The following is a 13,112-nucleotide window of genomic DNA, read 5'->3' as shown; positions in this document are numbered from 1 at the left end:
ATGACTGAATCAAACGACACGCCAATCCAGACGGAAGAAGGCGACGAGCGCCAACACCGCCGCATCAAGAGTTTCGTGATGCGCGCCGGGCGCATGACCGAAGGCCAGCAAAAAGGCCTGGATCAAGGCACGCCGCTGTTCGTGCTGCCATTGGCCGACGCGCCGGTGGATTACGACCAGGTGTTCGGCCGCTCGGCACCGCGCTCGCTGGAAATCGGTTTCGGCATGGGCCATTCGCTGCTGGAAATGGCCGCGGCCTCGCCGGAACAGGATTTCATTGGCGTGGAAGTGCACCGCCCGGGTGTCGGCGCGCTGCTCAATGGCGTGCTGACTCAGGGCCTGACCAACCTGCGGGTCTACGATTGCGACGCGATCGAAGTGCTCAACCGTTGCATCGCCGACAACAGCCTCGATCGCCTGATGCTGTTTTTCCCCGACCCGTGGCACAAGAGCCGGCATCACAAGCGCCGTATCGTTCAGGCGTCGTTCGCTGAACTGGTGCGCAGCAAGTTGAAGGTCGGCGGTATTCTGCACATGGCCACCGACTGGGAGCCGTACGCCGAATACATGCTGGAAGTGATGAGCGTTGCGCCGGGTTATCGCAACCTGGCGGAGGACGGCAAGTGCGTTCCGCGCCCGGCCGAGCGCCCGATCACCAAGTTCGAACGCCGCGGCGAACGTCTTGGGCATGGCGTGTGGGACCTGAAGTTCGAGAAGCAGTCCTAAGCCCTACGCAATACAAACTGTGGGAGCGAGACCGGCAAGCCGGTCTCGCTCCCACAGTTGTTTTCGGTTGTAGCTGAAGTCAGCGGCGGTCTGCGACGACGCCGATGAGCACCAATACCACCAACAACACCGGCGCCAGGCTGTAGTTGTTGAACTGGCTCAGGCCTTTGATGATCCACGGCGTGGCGTAGATCAGCGCGAGACCGCTGCCGACCATGCATACCAAGGCCATCAGCGGGACGCGCAAGGCGCCGGCGATGCTGCCCAGGCGTTGATCGACCCAGCCTTTGATGTCCGCGCCGAACAGCACGAGCAAACAGCCCACCAGCGCCAGCGAGATTTCCGACAGGTTGCTGCGGCTCCAGCGGGAGACGGTGGCGAGCAGGTCGAGTATCAAATCCATTCGTTTTCCCTTAAGGCTGAAATCAGCTCAGAAATTTCTGCAGCAAGTCATTGAGGAACAGTTGCCCGCGCTCGGTGGCCGCCAGACGTGACGGTTCGACCTGCAACAAGCCGCTTTGTTCGGCCTCGAGGCGGCCTTCGGCGAAGCTTTCCAGACTCAGCCCGGTACGCTCCGGGTACAGTCGCGATTCGACGCCCTCGGTCAGGCGCAAGGCGTTCATCAGGAACTCGAACGGCATTTCATCATTGGTCAGTGCCTTCTCGCCAGCCTTGAAGCTTTTCGCCGGGTTCAGGTAGTCCTTCGGCAGGCGCGTCTTCCAGGTGCGCACAATGCGCCCGTCCGGGTGACTGAGCTTGCCGTGAGCGCCGGCGCCGATGCCGATGAAGTCGCCAAAACTCCAGTAGTTGAGGTTGTGCCGCGCCGGACGACCGGGCTGGGCATAGGCGGAGACTTCGTATTGCACGTAACCGTGTTCGGCGAGCAGCGCCTGACCGGCTTCCTGAATATCCCACAGCATGTCGTCTTCCGGCAGCGTCGGCGGCTGGTTCCAGAACACCGTGTTCGGCTCCAGCGTCAGTTGATACCAGGACAAGTGGGTCGGTTTCAGGGCGATGGCCTGACGAAGGTCGCTCAGGGCGTCGTCCAGCGACTGATCCGGCAAACCGTGCATCAGGTCCAGGTTGAAGTTATCGAACCCGGCCTCGCGGGCCATGCCGGCGGCACGTACCGCTTCATCGCCATTGTGAATCCGCCCCAGTGCCTTGAGTTTCTCTTCCTGAAAGCTCTGGATGCCGATCGACAAGCGATTGATGCCCAATGCGCGGTAGGCGACGAACTTTTCTTGCTCGAACGTCCCCGGATTGGCCTCCAGGGTGATTTCGATGTCGCTGGCAAACGGGATGCGCTGCTCGACGCCCTTGAGCAATCGGCCCAAGGCTTCGGCGCTGAACAGGCTCGGCGTGCCGCCACCAAAGAAGATCGAGCTCAATTCACGGCCGTAAACGGCGTGCAGATCCTGATCGAGGTCAGCGAGTAGCGCGTCGACGTACTCATCTTCCGGCAGCACCGGGCTGGCGGTGTGGGAGTTGAAGTCGCAATAAGGGCATTTGCGCACACACCACGGGATGTGGATGTACAACGCCAGGGGAGGCAACACAGGCAAGGCCGCCCGAGGCGATTGTGCGGCGCCGCCGAAAATCAGCGGCGACGCGGATGATTCATGGGTCATATCAGGCCTAGACGCTGGCGCAGCAGATCCATTGCACGGGCGCGGTGGCTGATGAGGTTCTTTTCGTTCGGGCTTAGCTCGGCGCTGGAGCAATCGCGCGACGGCACCCAGAACAGCGGGTCGTAGCCAAATCCGTGATCACCGCTGGCTTGGGTCAGGATGCGGCCATGCCACAGACCTTCGCAAAGGATCGGCAATGGATCGTCGGCGTGACGCACCAGCGCCAGGACGCAGACGAACTGCGCGCCGCGCTCGGCTTCCGGCACGTCTTTCAGGGCATCGAGCAGTTTGGCGTTGTTCGCCGCATCGCCCTGGCCGTCGGCATAACGGGCCGAGTAGATCCCCGGCGCACCGCCGAGGAAATCCACCGCCAGTCCCGAGTCGTCGGCCAGTGCCGGCAGGCCGGAAATGCGCGCGGCATTACGGGCCTTGAGGATGGCGTTCTCGACGAACGACAGGCCGGTTTCTTCAGGCTCGACGCTGCTGAACTCGCCGATCGAGCGCAGTTGCACCGAGCCGCCAAGCATGGCCTGGAGTTCCTTGAGTTTGCCGGCGTTGTGGCTGGCCAGTACGAGTTGCGTGAAGTTGATCATTCGCCGGGGAAAAGCTCTTGGTTGAAATTGATGGTGTTGATTTTGTCACCGTTCTGCACCTTGATCTCGAAGGTGCGGACTTCCTGCTGATCGACCGGGAACTGGGCGATGTAGTAGATCGCGCCTTGTTCGGTGATCTGTTTGAATTTCAGTGGCACGGACTGGCTGGTCAGGTCTTTGACCGTGCCGCTCACTTGAGCCATCTGCGGCTTGCCATCCTTGAGCACCGAAACGTTGATCACGCCTTGATTCTTGCTGCGGGTGAGCTCCGCGGCCTTGGCGATGTCCGGTGTCAGGAAGGTGGAGTTGAAGGTGTTGTAATGCACCGTCAAATCACCGAACTTTTCCTGACGGTCACCTTTGATGGCATCGGCAGCCATGGCGGTGACGCTCAGGCAGGCAGTGAGTACAAACAGCGCTAGACGACCCATTATCGTTCTCCTTGGAATGTCGTGGTTCAGACCGCGACCTTGTGGTCTTGCAGCCCGGGGCTGCTGACGCGGTAGATACCGATCTCACCTAACAGATTAGGCCATAGCTTACTGGCCCACCCGTGCCGATGCTGTTGATCCACGGCAAGCCGATCAATGACCTTTGCGTCACGTTCGCGACACAATGCTTCAAAGTCTTCGAAGGTGCAGAAGTGGATGTTCGGCGTGTTGTACCAGGTGTACGGCAGAAACTCGGACACCGGCATCCGGCCCTTGCTCGCCAGGTACCAGCGGCAGCGCCAGTGACCGAAGTTGGGGAAGGTGATGATGCACTGGCGACCGACGCGCAGCATTTCGTCGAGGATCTTGTCCGGGTAGTGCACGGCTTGCAGCGCCTGGGTCATGACCACGATGTCGAAACTGTTGCTGGCAAAGTTGCCCAGGCCCTTGTCCAGGTCCTGCTCGATCACGTTGATGCCCTTGGCCACGCACTCGGCGATGTTGTCCGGGTCATTTTCCAGGCCGTAGCCGGTGACTTGCTTGTTGTCCCGCAGCCACGTCAGCAGCTCGCCGTCACCGCAACCGAGGTCGAGCACGCGGCTGCCGGCGGGGATCCATTCCTGGATGATTTCCAGATCAGCTCTCATGGCTTTCTCACAACGTAATGCGGTTCATGTAATTGCTGAACGCCTGCAAGTAGCGCGGGATCGGAATCAGGAAGGCGTCGTGGCCTTGCGGAGCGTCGATCTCGAGGTAGCAAACGTCTTTCTTGGCCGCCATCAATGCGTCCACCAGTTCCCGCGAGCGGGCAGGGGAGAAGCGCCAGTCGGTGGTGAAGGACATCACGCAGAACTTGGCCGAGGCGCCGGCGAAGGTTTTCGCCAGGTCATCGTCGAAGTTCGCCGCCGGGTCGAAGTAATCCAGCGCCTTGGTCATCAGCAGGTAAGTGTTGGCATCGAAACGCCCGGAGAACTCCTCGCCCTGATAACGCAGGTAGCTTTCAACCTGGAACTCGACGCTGTGGAAGTCGTAGTTGAGCTTTTCGCTCTTGAGGCCACGGCCGAATTTCTCGCCCATTGAATCGTCGGACAGGTAGGTGATGTGCCCGACCATCCGCGCCAGCATCAAGCCGCGCTTGGGGATCACGCCCGCTTCCTGGAACGAGCCGCCGTGGAAGTCAGGGTCGGTGAGGATCGCCTGGCGTGCGACTTCGTTGAAGGCGATGTTCTGCGCCGACAGCTTCGGTGCCGAGGCGATGGCCAGGCAGTGACGAATGCGATCGGGGTACGTGATGCTCCACTGCATGGCCTGCATGCCGCCGAGGCTGCCGCCGATCACGGCGGCCCATTGGCTGATGCCGAGTCGGTCTGCCAGGCGCGCCTGGCTGTGCACCCAGTCTTCCACGGTCAGCACCGGGAAATCGGCGCCGAACGGCTTGCCGGTTTCCGGGTTGACGCTGCTCGGGCCGGTGGAGCCGTTGCAGCCGCCGAGGTTGTTCAGGCTGACCACGAAGAACTTGTTGGTGTCGATCGGCTTGCCGGGACCGATGCAGCTGTCCCACCAACCGGGCTTGCGGTCGTCGGCGCTGTGGAAACCCGCCGCGTGATGGTGGCCCGACAATGCGTGGCAGATCAGCACGGCGTTGCTCGCCGTGGCGTTCAGCGTGCCGTAGGTTTCGTAGATCAGGTCATACGCCGGAAGCGAACGGCCGCAGGCCAGGGCCAGGGGTTCGCTGAAGTGCGCCACTTGCGGCGTCACCAGACCAACAGAATCGGGGGGAAAGGCAGTTGGCATCGACCCTGCTCTCGTTGAAATGAGGCGTAAGTCTAAAGACCGGTGGGGTTAGCGGCAAGCAAAGGCCGGGCCTGATTTTTCCCCCGTAAGACCGAGGCGCGGCCATCGCGGGCAAGCCACGCCTCGGTCAACCTGTCGGGCGCGCCAGATCCGGCAACTCCGGCAGCTTCTTCGGCGAACAGATCCGCACCCGTTTCTGCCGGTTCAACTCGCCGCTGATCAAGCTCACCTGGCTCTTGGACACTCCGAACGCCTTGGCCAGAAACGCTATCAGGTACGCGTTGGCCTTGCCTTCAACCGGCGGCGCCGTCAGGCGAATCTTCAATCGATCCCCGTGCAACCCGCAGAAATCATCGCTGCGGGCTGCCGGTTGCAGATGACACTCCAGAATCAGGTCGTCACCGTCCCAGCGAAAGTAGCTCACCGGGTCAGATCAGCAGACGCAGGATTTCCGGCATCATCGTCATCGCGGCGAGGTTGTTGATCACCAGCATGTCGATCAGCTTCAGCACCATGAACGCCAGGATCGGCGAGATATCCAGGCCGCCAAGGTTGGGCAGGATCTTGCGGAACGGCGCCAGGGCCGGTTCGCAGATCTGGTTCACCAACTCGGCACCAGGGTTGTGGCTGCCCGGTGCGACCCACGACAGGATCACGCTGATGATCAGCGCGAAGAAGAAAATTTTCAGGAACAGCGCGGTCACGCCAATCAGCGACCAGATCAGTAGCTGCAGCGGGTTGCCGGTGGTGCCGTAGGTCAGCAGCAGGGTGAGGGCCATCAGCGCCAGTTGCACGAGGATCGCCAGCACCAGCGAGGACATGTCCAGGCCGAACATGCTCGGGATAATCCGGCGCAGCGGCTTGAGCAATGGCTGAGTGGCCTTGACGGCGAACTGGCACAGCGGGTTGTAGAAGTTCGCCCGCACCAGTTGCAGCACAAAGCGCAGCAGCACGATCAGCAGGTACAGGCTGCCGAGGGTTTGCAGCACGTAGACCGCTGCAGTGTTCAATCCAATCATGTAAGGCTCCTTATTGACCCAATTGTTCGGCCATCTCGGCCGAGCGGTGCGCAGCGGCGCCGAGTGCTTTTTCTACCAGGGCTTCGAAGCCACCAGCCTGGAACGATTTGATTGCAGCTTCTGTGGTGCCGGCGGGCGAAGTCACGCGACGGCGCAGTTCCGCAGCGTCGACATCGCTGGCAACCGCCATGTGCGCGGCGCCCAGCGCGGTTTGCAGGGTCAGTTGCGCGGCGATGTCCGCCGGCAGACCCAGCTTCACGCCGGCAGCGGTCATGGCTTCGATCAGCAGGAAGAAGTACGCGGGGCCCGAGCCGGACACGGCAGTGACGGCGTCCAGTTGCTGTTCTTCGTTCAACCACAAGGCGATACCGACGGCCGACAGCAGCTCTTGCGCCTGCTGACGTTGCTCTGCGGTCACTTCGGCAGTGGCGAACAAACCGCTCACGCCCTGGCGCAGCAGCGCCGGAGTGTTGGGCATACAGCGCACGATCGGTTGGGCGCCGAGCCAGTTGTTCATGCTGGCGCAGGTGATGCCGGCGGCGATGGACACCACCAGTTGATTCGGTTTCAAGCTTGGGCGAATCGCTTCGCACACGGCTTTCATCGCCTGGGGTTTGACCGCCAGCACGACCACGTCCGCGCCTTGAATGGCCTCGGCGTTGTCAGCGAATACTTCAATGCCTTGTTCGGCGTTCACTTTGGCGCGGGTTTCAGCGCCCGGATCGCTGGCGCGGATCTGCGCGGCGTCCAGACCTTTGGCGCGCAGGCCGCCAATCAGGCTGGCGGCCATGTTGCCGGCACCGATAAAGGCAATACGAGTCTTGCTCATGTCAGGTCCCTATAAAGAGTGGTGTCAGCCATTGTTCAAGGCTGGCTGTAGTCGCGGGCACCAAACAGGGCCGTTCCGATGCGGACCCAGGTGGCGCCTTGGGCGATGGCCGACTCGAGGTCGTGGCTCATGCCCATGGAAAGTGTGTCGAGCGGCAGGTTCAGGCTGGCTTGCAGGCTTTGCACGGCAGCAAAAGCAGCGTCCTGGGCGGCGCGATCTTCGGTCGGCTCGGGAATCGCCATCAAGCCGCGCAACTTGAGGCGCGGCAGTTCACTGATGGCGTGGGCCAGGGCGGGCAGGTCGACCGGGGTGCAGCCGGATTTGCTGGCTTCACCGCTGACGTTGACCTGGATGCAGATGTTCAATGGTGGCAGATCGGCAGGACGTTGTTCGGACAGGCGTTGTGCAATTTTCAAACGATCCACGGAATGCACCCAGTCGAAATGCTCGGCGATAGCGCGAGTCTTGTTCGATTGAATGGGGCCGATGAAGTGCCAGATCAAGGGCAGGTCGGTCAATTCGAGCTGTTTGCCCAAGGCTTCCTGCAAGTAGTTCTCGCCAAAGTCGCGCAGGCCGGCGGCGTGGGCTTCACGCACGGCGTCAGCGGGCTTGGTCTTGCTCACGGCCAATAGCTGGACGCTGTGCTCGTCACGGTGGGCGGCAAGGGCGGCAGCCCGGATGCGTGAACTAACCAGTGCAATGTTGTCTGCTATCGTGGACATTCAAGAGGCGCCAGCGGTCTGAGGTTGGCGGCATTCTACTGGAATTGAGGAGTGCTATGGATATCACTGAACTGCTGGCGTTCAGCGCCAAACAAGGCGCGTCCGACTTGCACCTGTCGGCAGGCTTGCCCCCGATGATTCGCGTCGACGGCGATGTGCGGCGCATCAACCTGCCGGCTCTGGACCACAAGGAGGTGCACGAGCTGATCTACGACATCATGAACGACCTGCAGCGGGTGGACTTCGAGAAGCATCTGGAAACCGACTTCTCATTCGAAGTCCCCGGCGTGGCGCGTTTTCGGGTCAATGCCTTCAACCAGAACCGTGGTGCAGGCGCCGTATTCCGGACCATTCCGTCCAAGGTCCTGAGCATGGAGGACCTGGGCATGGGGGAAGTGTTTCGCAAGATTACCGAAGCGCCCCGAGGCCTGGTGCTGGTGACCGGACCGACCGGTTCCGGCAAGTCCACCACTTTGGCGGCGATGATCGATCACCTGAACAACCATCGCCATCACCACATTCTGACCATCGAAGACCCGATCGAATTTGTCCACGAGTCGCGCAAATGCCTGATCAATCAGCGTGAAGTCCATCGCGATACCCGCAGTTTCGCCACGGCGTTGCGTTCGGCGCTGCGGGAAGACCCGGATGTGATTCTGGTGGGGGAGATGCGGGATCTGGAGACCATTCGTCTGGCGCTGACCGCTGCCGAGACCGGTCACCTGGTGTTCGGCACGCTGCACACCACGTCGGCGGCGAAAACCATCGACCGGGTAGTGGATGTGTTTCCGGGGGACGAGAAGTCGATGGTGCGTTCGATGCTGTCCGAATCATTGCTGGCGGTGGTGTCGCAAACGCTGGTGAAGAAGATCGGCGGGGGCCGCATCGCGGCGCACGAGATCATGCTGGGGACATCGGCGATCCGTAACCTGATCCGCGAGGACAAAGTGGCGCAGATGTACTCGTCGATTCAGACCGGCGGGAATCTGGGGATGCAGACGCTGGATATGTGCTTGAAGGATCTGGTGACCAAAGGCTTTATCAGTCGCGAGCACGCTCGGGAGAAGGCGCGGTCGCCGGATAATTTCTGAGGCTCAAAAGCAAAAGATCGCAGGCTGCGATCTTTTGCTCTTGTTTCAAATCAGCGCTGAACAACCTGCAGAGTGTTCTTCTCTTTCGGCAGAACCCGCTTGGCAACCACGTAGTGGCTTTCCCAGTACGGTTTCTTCAAGGTGTCGATGGTCACCGACTTGCCGCGGCGTGGCGCATGGATGAAGCGGTCGTTGCCCAGGTAGATGGCAACATGGTTGACCCGACGGCTCTTGATGTTGAAGAAAATCAGGTCGCCCGGCTTCAGATCCTTGCGATCGACTTTCTCGCCATGACCGCTGGCCATGGCGTTCGAAGTGCGCGGCAGGTCGAACGTGGCGTCGTTGAACGCGTATTTCACCAGGCCGCTGCAATCGAACCCTTTGCTTGGGCTGCTGCCGCCCCAACGGTAAGGTGTACCGAGGACGTTCACGGCGCGGCTCAGCACATTGCTGCTTTCCTTGGTCGCCATTGGCGGGACAAGGCTGCTTTTGCTGGCCAGCTGCGGGGCGCGTTTTACGGCTTGTTTGTTTTTGCTCGAAGGAGCAGAAGCATGGGATTTGGGGGTGTAACCATTAACGTTAGGAAGACGTTGCTCACGATTGGTGGCGTGGGCGGCCAGTGGCATCAAAAGGCAAATGGTTAGCCATGTCTTGAAAAATGGACGCATTAGGCAAGGCTCATATTGGTTAGCGCGCAACTTTATAACAGCTTTTTTGGGCCTTCCGAGGCCGTTGGTCGATTCAAACGGCGTGCAACGGAACCAAATAAGCGTTAAATGGACGCAATTGTCGGACAGAACTCAGTTGCTACAGGGGTTTGACGGCAGACAAGGTAGCACCTGCCATACGTCGGCTACTCGTAAAAAAGTCACAAAGATTTAAAGAATATTTATCTATCGTGTGAATTGAGGTCATCCATGAACACCTATCAACACCCCGTTCCGCATCAGGACACCCACAGCAAAGTGATCGGATACCTGCTGTGGATTTTCGGTTTTACCGGGGCGCACCGCTTCTATTACGGCAAGCCGGTGACCGGGACGATCTGGTTTTTCACCTTCGGTTTGCTGGGCATTGGCTGGCTGATCGACATCTTCCTGATCCCGGCGATGGACCGTGAAGCCGACCTGCGTTTTACCGCCGGGCCGATCGAATACAACGTAGCGTGGATTCTGCTGACGTTTCTCGGGGTGTTCGGCGTGCACCGGATGTATCAGGGGAAGTGGATCAGCGGGTTGCTGTACCTGGTGACGGGCGGGTTGTTCTTTCTGGGGGTCTTGTATGACTTCTGGACGCTGAATGATCAGGTGTCGGTTCGCAACGCTCAGAATCGCGGCACTTTCCAGTAAGTCATCGCCAGCAGGCTGGCTCCCACGGCGGATTTGTGTTGTTCACAGATCCTGTGTGGGAGCTAGTCCTGCTAGCGATTGGGACAACCGGGTATCAAGCCTGGTGGCTGATCCGCCCGTCCACCAGGGTGTAACGCACCACGCCAGGCAGGCTATGCCCAATGAACGGGCAATTCTCACCCTTGGACAACCAGGTTTCACCGGCCACGGTCGAAGCCGTCGGGTCAAACAGCACGATATCCGCCGCGCCACCCACTGCCAGCTTGCCTGCCGGCAGGCGCAAGGCTTCTGCAGGACCGGCGCTCAGACGTGCCAGTAATGTCGGCAGATCCAGCAAACCATCCTCCACCAGCGTCATCGCCAGCGGCAGCAACAGTTCAACACTGCTGATCCCCGGTTCGGTCGCACCGAACGGCGCCAGTTTGGCGTCCCGCTCATGTGGCTGGTGATGGCTGGAAATGGCCGAGACCACCCCTGACTTCACCGCTTCACGCAGGCCGTCGCGGTCGGCGCGGGTGCGCAGCGGCGGCTGGACGTGATAGAGACTGCTGAAATCGATCAGCGCTTCATCGGTCAGTATCAGCTGATACAGCGCGACATCGGCCGTCACCGGCAACCCTCGGGCCTGAGCCTGAGCGATCAGGGCCACGCCGCGAGCACTGGTCAGCTGGCTGAAGTGCGCACGCACGCCGCTTTGCTCGACCAGCAGCAGATCCCGGGCCAATGCCACGGTTTCGGCGGTTTCCGGAATGCCCGGCAAACCGAGGAAACTGGCGGTCGGGCCTTCATGCGCCAAGCCGCCTTCGGCCAGATCATGGTCCTGGGAGTTGAATATCACCGTCAGGTCGAAGGTCGCCGCGTACTCCAGCGCACGGCACAGCGTGCGGGTGTTGCGGAAGCTTTCCAGGCCGTTGCCGAACGCCACGCATCCGGCATCGCGCAACGCAACCAGCTCTGCCAGTTGCTCACCGTCCAGACCCTTGCTCAGCGCGCCGATCGGGAAGACTTTGGTGTTGCCGGCCTCGCGGGCGCGGTCGAGGATCAGTTCGGCCACGGCCGAGGTGTCCAGTACCGGTTTGGTTTTCGGCGGGCAGCACAGGCTGGTCACACCACCGGCCGCGGCCGCGCGGGTTTCACTGACGATCGAACCTTTGCGGCTGTAACCCGGCTCGCGCAGGGCGACGTTGAGGTCAACCAGGCCAGGAGCGGCCACCAGGCCTTGGGCATCAAGGGTGTCGACGGCGACGAAACCGGCCGGTGCGGCGCCAATGGCGACGATCTTGCAGGCTTCGATGTGGATATCAGTCACTTGATCCAGCCCGCTGACTGGATCGATCACGCGGGCGCCGAGAATGCTGAGCTTCACTGGGCGTTCTCCTGCTCGAATTGGCGCTGGGCAGTCTGCCCGCTCATGGCCATGGACAACACAGCCATACGTATGGCGATGCCGTAGGTCACCTGGTTGAGAATCACCGAATGCGGGCCGTCGGCCACCGCCGATTCGATTTCCACGCCGCGGTTGATCGGCCCCGGGTGCATGACGATGCAGTCCGGCTTGGCGCCGGCCAGGCGCGCAGTGGTCAGGCCGAACAGGCGGTAGAACTCGCCTTCGCTCGGCAGCAGGCCGCCGGCCATGCGCTCGCGTTGCAGGCGCAACATGATCACCACATCGACGTCTTTCAGGCCTTCGGCCATGTCGGTGTAGACCTTCACGCCGTACTGCTCGATGCCGATCGGCAGCAGGGTTTTCGGCGCGATCACGCGAATGTCCGGGCAACCGAGGGTTTTCAGCGCCAGCATGTTCGAGCGCGCGACCCGGGAGTGCAGGATGTCGCCGACGATGGCCACCGAAAGGTTTTCGAAACCGCCCTTGTGGCGACGGATCGTCAGCATGTCGAGCATGCCCTGGGTCGGGTGGGCGTGACGGCCGTCGCCGCCGTTGATGATCGCCACTTGCGGGCACACGTGTTCGGCGATGAAGTGCGCGGCACCGGAATCACCGTGACGCACGACGAACATGTCGGCGGCCATGGCTTCCAGGTTGCGCAGGGTGTCGAGCAGGGTTTCGCCCTTGCTCGCCGACGATGTCGACACGTTCAACGTGATCACGTCTGCCGACAACCGTTGGGCCGCCAGTTCGAAGGTCGTGCGGGTGCGTGTGGAGTTCTCGAAGAACACGTTGCACACGGTCTTGCCGCGCAGCAGCGGGACCTTCTTCACGGCCCGGGCGCCGACTTCGAGGAACGAGTCCGCGGTGTCGAGGATCTCCGTCAGCAGTTCGCGGCGCAAACCGTCGAGCGAGAGGAAGTGGCGCAGCTGGCCCTGATCATTGAGCTGCAGCGGGCGCTTGGTTTCTAGAGGCGTCATCGCGAGGGGGACTCTCAATAGGGCGAATTAAAGGGCGAGGTCTTGCAGTTCAAGCTTGAGTTCCGGGCCGGACAGCTTCACGCGCTCGTGGGCCGCCAGCGACAGGGTCGCGCCCACGACGTTCGGGCGGATCGGCAGCTCGCCAGCGTCCAGGTCCAGCAGACACACCAGCGTCACGCTGGCCGGGCGGCCATAGTCGAAGAGTTCGTTCATTGCGGCGCGGATGGTGCGGCCGCTCATCAGCACGTCGTCGATCAGCACCAGGTCCTGGCCTTCGATCTCGAACGGCAGGGCCGAGGGGCGCACCTGCGGGTGCAGGCCGTTCTGGCTGAAATCGTCGCGGTAGAAGGACACGTCCAGCGTGCCGAGCGGCGCATCGCTGCCCAGTTCCTCGAGCAACGCCTGGGCGACCCAGACGCCACCGGTACGAATACCGATGTAGCGCGGTTCGCTGATGCCACGGTGTTCCAGATGGGCCTTGAGACGGATCGCCATCTGGCTGATCAGTTCGGCGGGATTGGGCAGGCTCATGGTTGCTCCTTCTTGGGCCCGGGCCGGGC

17 protein-coding genes are annotated in these 13,112 nt (G+C 61.4%); 3 read left to right on the top strand and 14 right to left on the bottom strand.

Annotated features, from left to right (window positions below):
* On the top strand, nucleotides 1-726 hold the full coding sequence (gene trmB / locus B723_RS03010) for a tRNA (guanosine(46)-N7)-methyltransferase TrmB (RefSeq protein ID WP_017341284.1): 726 nt from the start codon (nucleotides 1-3) through the stop codon (nucleotides 724-726).
* Nucleotides 727-805: 79 nt separating this feature from the next.
* On the opposite strand, the gene B723_RS03005 is transcribed toward trmB, so the two are convergent.
* The 10 genes from B723_RS03005 to B723_RS02960 all read right to left on the bottom strand — a co-directional run bounded on the left by B723_RS03005 (nucleotide 806) and on the right by B723_RS02960 (nucleotide 7,745).
* A complete protein-coding gene (locus tag B723_RS03005; protein ID WP_017341283.1) occupies nucleotides 806-1,129 on the bottom strand; it encodes a DUF3392 domain-containing protein in 324 nt (107 codons plus the stop codon).
* A 22-nt stretch (nucleotides 1,130-1,151) separates the two neighbouring features.
* Nucleotides 1,152-2,357 carry a radical SAM family heme chaperone HemW gene (hemW, locus tag B723_RS03000; RefSeq protein WP_017341282.1) on the bottom strand — a complete coding sequence of 402 codons (1,206 nt, stop codon included), beginning with the start codon at nucleotides 2,355-2,357 and terminating at the stop codon, nucleotides 1,152-1,154.
* The gene (rdgB, locus tag B723_RS02995) at nucleotides 2,354-2,950 is read right to left on the bottom strand and encodes an RdgB/HAM1 family non-canonical purine NTP pyrophosphatase (RefSeq protein ID WP_017341281.1); all 597 of its coding nucleotides are present in this window, start codon (nucleotides 2,948-2,950) and stop codon (nucleotides 2,354-2,356) included. The genes hemW and rdgB overlap by 4 nt, the downstream gene beginning before the upstream one ends.
* On the bottom strand, nucleotides 2,947-3,381 hold the full coding sequence (locus tag B723_RS02990; RefSeq protein WP_017341280.1) for a DUF4426 domain-containing protein: 435 nt from the start codon (nucleotides 3,379-3,381) through the stop codon (nucleotides 2,947-2,949). The genes rdgB and B723_RS02990 overlap by 4 nt, the downstream gene beginning before the upstream one ends.
* 26 nt (nucleotides 3,382-3,407) lie before the next feature.
* Nucleotides 3,408-4,028, bottom strand: a complete 621-nt coding sequence (metW, locus tag B723_RS02985; RefSeq protein ID WP_017341279.1) for a methionine biosynthesis protein MetW — start codon at nucleotides 4,026-4,028, stop codon at nucleotides 3,408-3,410.
* 7 nt (nucleotides 4,029-4,035) lie between these two features.
* Nucleotides 4,036-5,175 (bottom strand): homoserine O-succinyltransferase MetX, encoded by a 1,140-nt coding sequence (gene metX, locus B723_RS02980; protein ID WP_017341278.1) that lies wholly within the window; start codon nucleotides 5,173-5,175, stop codon nucleotides 4,036-4,038.
* 127 nt (nucleotides 5,176-5,302) lie between these two features.
* A complete protein-coding gene (locus tag B723_RS02975) occupies nucleotides 5,303-5,599 on the bottom strand; it encodes a DUF167 domain-containing protein (RefSeq protein WP_017341277.1) in 297 nt (98 codons plus the stop codon).
* 4 nt (nucleotides 5,600-5,603) lie between these two features.
* Nucleotides 5,604-6,194 carry a YggT family protein gene (locus tag B723_RS02970; RefSeq protein ID WP_017341276.1) on the bottom strand — a complete coding sequence of 197 codons (591 nt, stop codon included), beginning with the start codon at nucleotides 6,192-6,194 and terminating at the stop codon, nucleotides 5,604-5,606.
* Between the two features lie 10 nt (nucleotides 6,195-6,204).
* Nucleotides 6,205-7,023 carry a pyrroline-5-carboxylate reductase gene (gene proC / locus B723_RS02965; protein ID WP_017341275.1) on the bottom strand — a complete coding sequence of 273 codons (819 nt, stop codon included), beginning with the start codon at nucleotides 7,021-7,023 and terminating at the stop codon, nucleotides 6,205-6,207.
* A 35-nt stretch (nucleotides 7,024-7,058) separates the two neighbouring features.
* Complete coding sequence (locus B723_RS02960) at nucleotides 7,059-7,745, bottom strand: YggS family pyridoxal phosphate-dependent enzyme (protein WP_017341274.1); 687 nt, start codon at nucleotides 7,743-7,745, stop codon at nucleotides 7,059-7,061.
* A gap of 56 nt (nucleotides 7,746-7,801) precedes the next feature.
* On the opposite strand from B723_RS02960, the gene B723_RS02955 reads away from it, so the two are divergent.
* Nucleotides 7,802-8,836 (top strand): type IV pilus twitching motility protein PilT, encoded by a 1,035-nt coding sequence (locus B723_RS02955; RefSeq protein WP_017341273.1) that lies wholly within the window; start codon nucleotides 7,802-7,804, stop codon nucleotides 8,834-8,836.
* A gap of 50 nt (nucleotides 8,837-8,886) precedes the next feature.
* Here the strand turns inward: B723_RS02955 and B723_RS02950 are convergent, their stop codons facing one another.
* Nucleotides 8,887-9,504, bottom strand: a complete 618-nt coding sequence (locus B723_RS02950; protein WP_017341272.1) for a C40 family peptidase — start codon at nucleotides 9,502-9,504, stop codon at nucleotides 8,887-8,889.
* Nucleotides 9,505-9,753: 249 nt separating this feature from the next.
* Between B723_RS02950 and B723_RS02945 the strand changes: the two genes are divergently transcribed.
* Nucleotides 9,754-10,185: an NINE protein gene (locus B723_RS02945; RefSeq protein WP_017341271.1), complete on the top strand. Its 432-nt coding sequence runs from the start codon at nucleotides 9,754-9,756 to the stop codon at nucleotides 10,183-10,185.
* 94 nt (nucleotides 10,186-10,279) lie between these two features.
* On the opposite strand, the gene B723_RS02940 is transcribed toward B723_RS02945, so the two are convergent.
* From B723_RS02940 to pyrR, 3 genes are read right to left on the bottom strand one after another with little or no spacing between them, the layout of a single operon-like run.
* Nucleotides 10,280-11,551, bottom strand: a complete 1,272-nt coding sequence (locus tag B723_RS02940) for a dihydroorotase (RefSeq protein ID WP_017341270.1) — start codon at nucleotides 11,549-11,551, stop codon at nucleotides 10,280-10,282.
* Entirely contained in the window at nucleotides 11,548-12,552 is a 1,005-nt protein-coding gene (locus B723_RS02935; protein WP_017341269.1) for an aspartate carbamoyltransferase catalytic subunit, read from the bottom strand. Before B723_RS02935 ends, B723_RS02940 begins: the two co-directional genes overlap by 4 nt.
* A gap of 27 nt (nucleotides 12,553-12,579) precedes the next feature.
* The gene (gene pyrR / locus B723_RS02930; RefSeq protein WP_008026190.1) at nucleotides 12,580-13,083 is read right to left on the bottom strand and encodes a bifunctional pyr operon transcriptional regulator/uracil phosphoribosyltransferase PyrR; all 504 of its coding nucleotides are present in this window, start codon (nucleotides 13,081-13,083) and stop codon (nucleotides 12,580-12,582) included.
* Nucleotides 13,084-13,112: the final 29 nt, after the last annotated feature.

It is taken from the genome of Pseudomonas fluorescens NCIMB 11764 (assembly GCF_000293885.2).
Lineage (GTDB): Bacteria > Pseudomonadota > Gammaproteobacteria > Pseudomonadales > Pseudomonadaceae > Aquipseudomonas > Aquipseudomonas fluorescens_B.
Note: the sequence above shows the minus strand (reverse complement) of the source record. Positions and strands in the feature narration are given on the sequence as shown.

Bases quoted from the DNA above. Each gene is read 5' to 3' on its own strand.
- trmB (WP_017341284.1), top strand. From the start codon at position 1: ATGACTGAATCAAACGACACGCCAATCCAGACGGAAGAAGGCGACGAG.
- B723_RS03005 (WP_017341283.1), bottom strand. From the start codon at position 1,129: ATGGATTTGATACTCGACCTGCTCGCCACCGTCTCCCGCTGGAGCCGC.
- hemW (WP_017341282.1), bottom strand. From the start codon at position 2,357: ATGACCCATGAATCATCCGCGTCGCCGCTGATTTTCGGCGGCGCCGCA.
- rdgB (WP_017341281.1), bottom strand. From the start codon at position 2,950: ATGATCAACTTCACGCAACTCGTACTGGCCAGCCACAACGCCGGCAAA.
- B723_RS02990 (WP_017341280.1), bottom strand. From the start codon at position 3,381: ATGGGTCGTCTAGCGCTGTTTGTACTCACTGCCTGCCTGAGCGTCACC.
- metW (WP_017341279.1), bottom strand. From the start codon at position 4,028: ATGAGAGCTGATCTGGAAATCATCCAGGAATGGATCCCCGCCGGCAGC.
- metX (WP_017341278.1), bottom strand. From the start codon at position 5,175: ATGCCAACTGCCTTTCCCCCCGATTCTGTTGGTCTGGTGACGCCGCAA.
- B723_RS02970 (WP_017341276.1), bottom strand. From the start codon at position 6,194: ATGATTGGATTGAACACTGCAGCGGTCTACGTGCTGCAAACCCTCGGC.
- proC (WP_017341275.1), bottom strand. From the start codon at position 7,023: ATGAGCAAGACTCGTATTGCCTTTATCGGTGCCGGCAACATGGCCGCC.
- B723_RS02960 (WP_017341274.1), bottom strand. From the start codon at position 7,745: ATGTCCACGATAGCAGACAACATTGCACTGGTTAGTTCACGCATCCGG.
- B723_RS02955 (WP_017341273.1), top strand. From the start codon at position 7,802: ATGGATATCACTGAACTGCTGGCGTTCAGCGCCAAACAAGGCGCGTCC.
- B723_RS02950 (WP_017341272.1), bottom strand. From the start codon at position 9,504: ATGCGTCCATTTTTCAAGACATGGCTAACCATTTGCCTTTTGATGCCA.
- B723_RS02945 (WP_017341271.1), top strand. From the start codon at position 9,754: ATGAACACCTATCAACACCCCGTTCCGCATCAGGACACCCACAGCAAA.
- B723_RS02935 (WP_017341269.1), bottom strand. From the start codon at position 12,552: ATGACGCCTCTAGAAACCAAGCGCCCGCTGCAGCTCAATGATCAGGGC.
- pyrR (WP_008026190.1), bottom strand. From the start codon at position 13,083: ATGAGCCTGCCCAATCCCGCCGAACTGATCAGCCAGATGGCGATCCGT.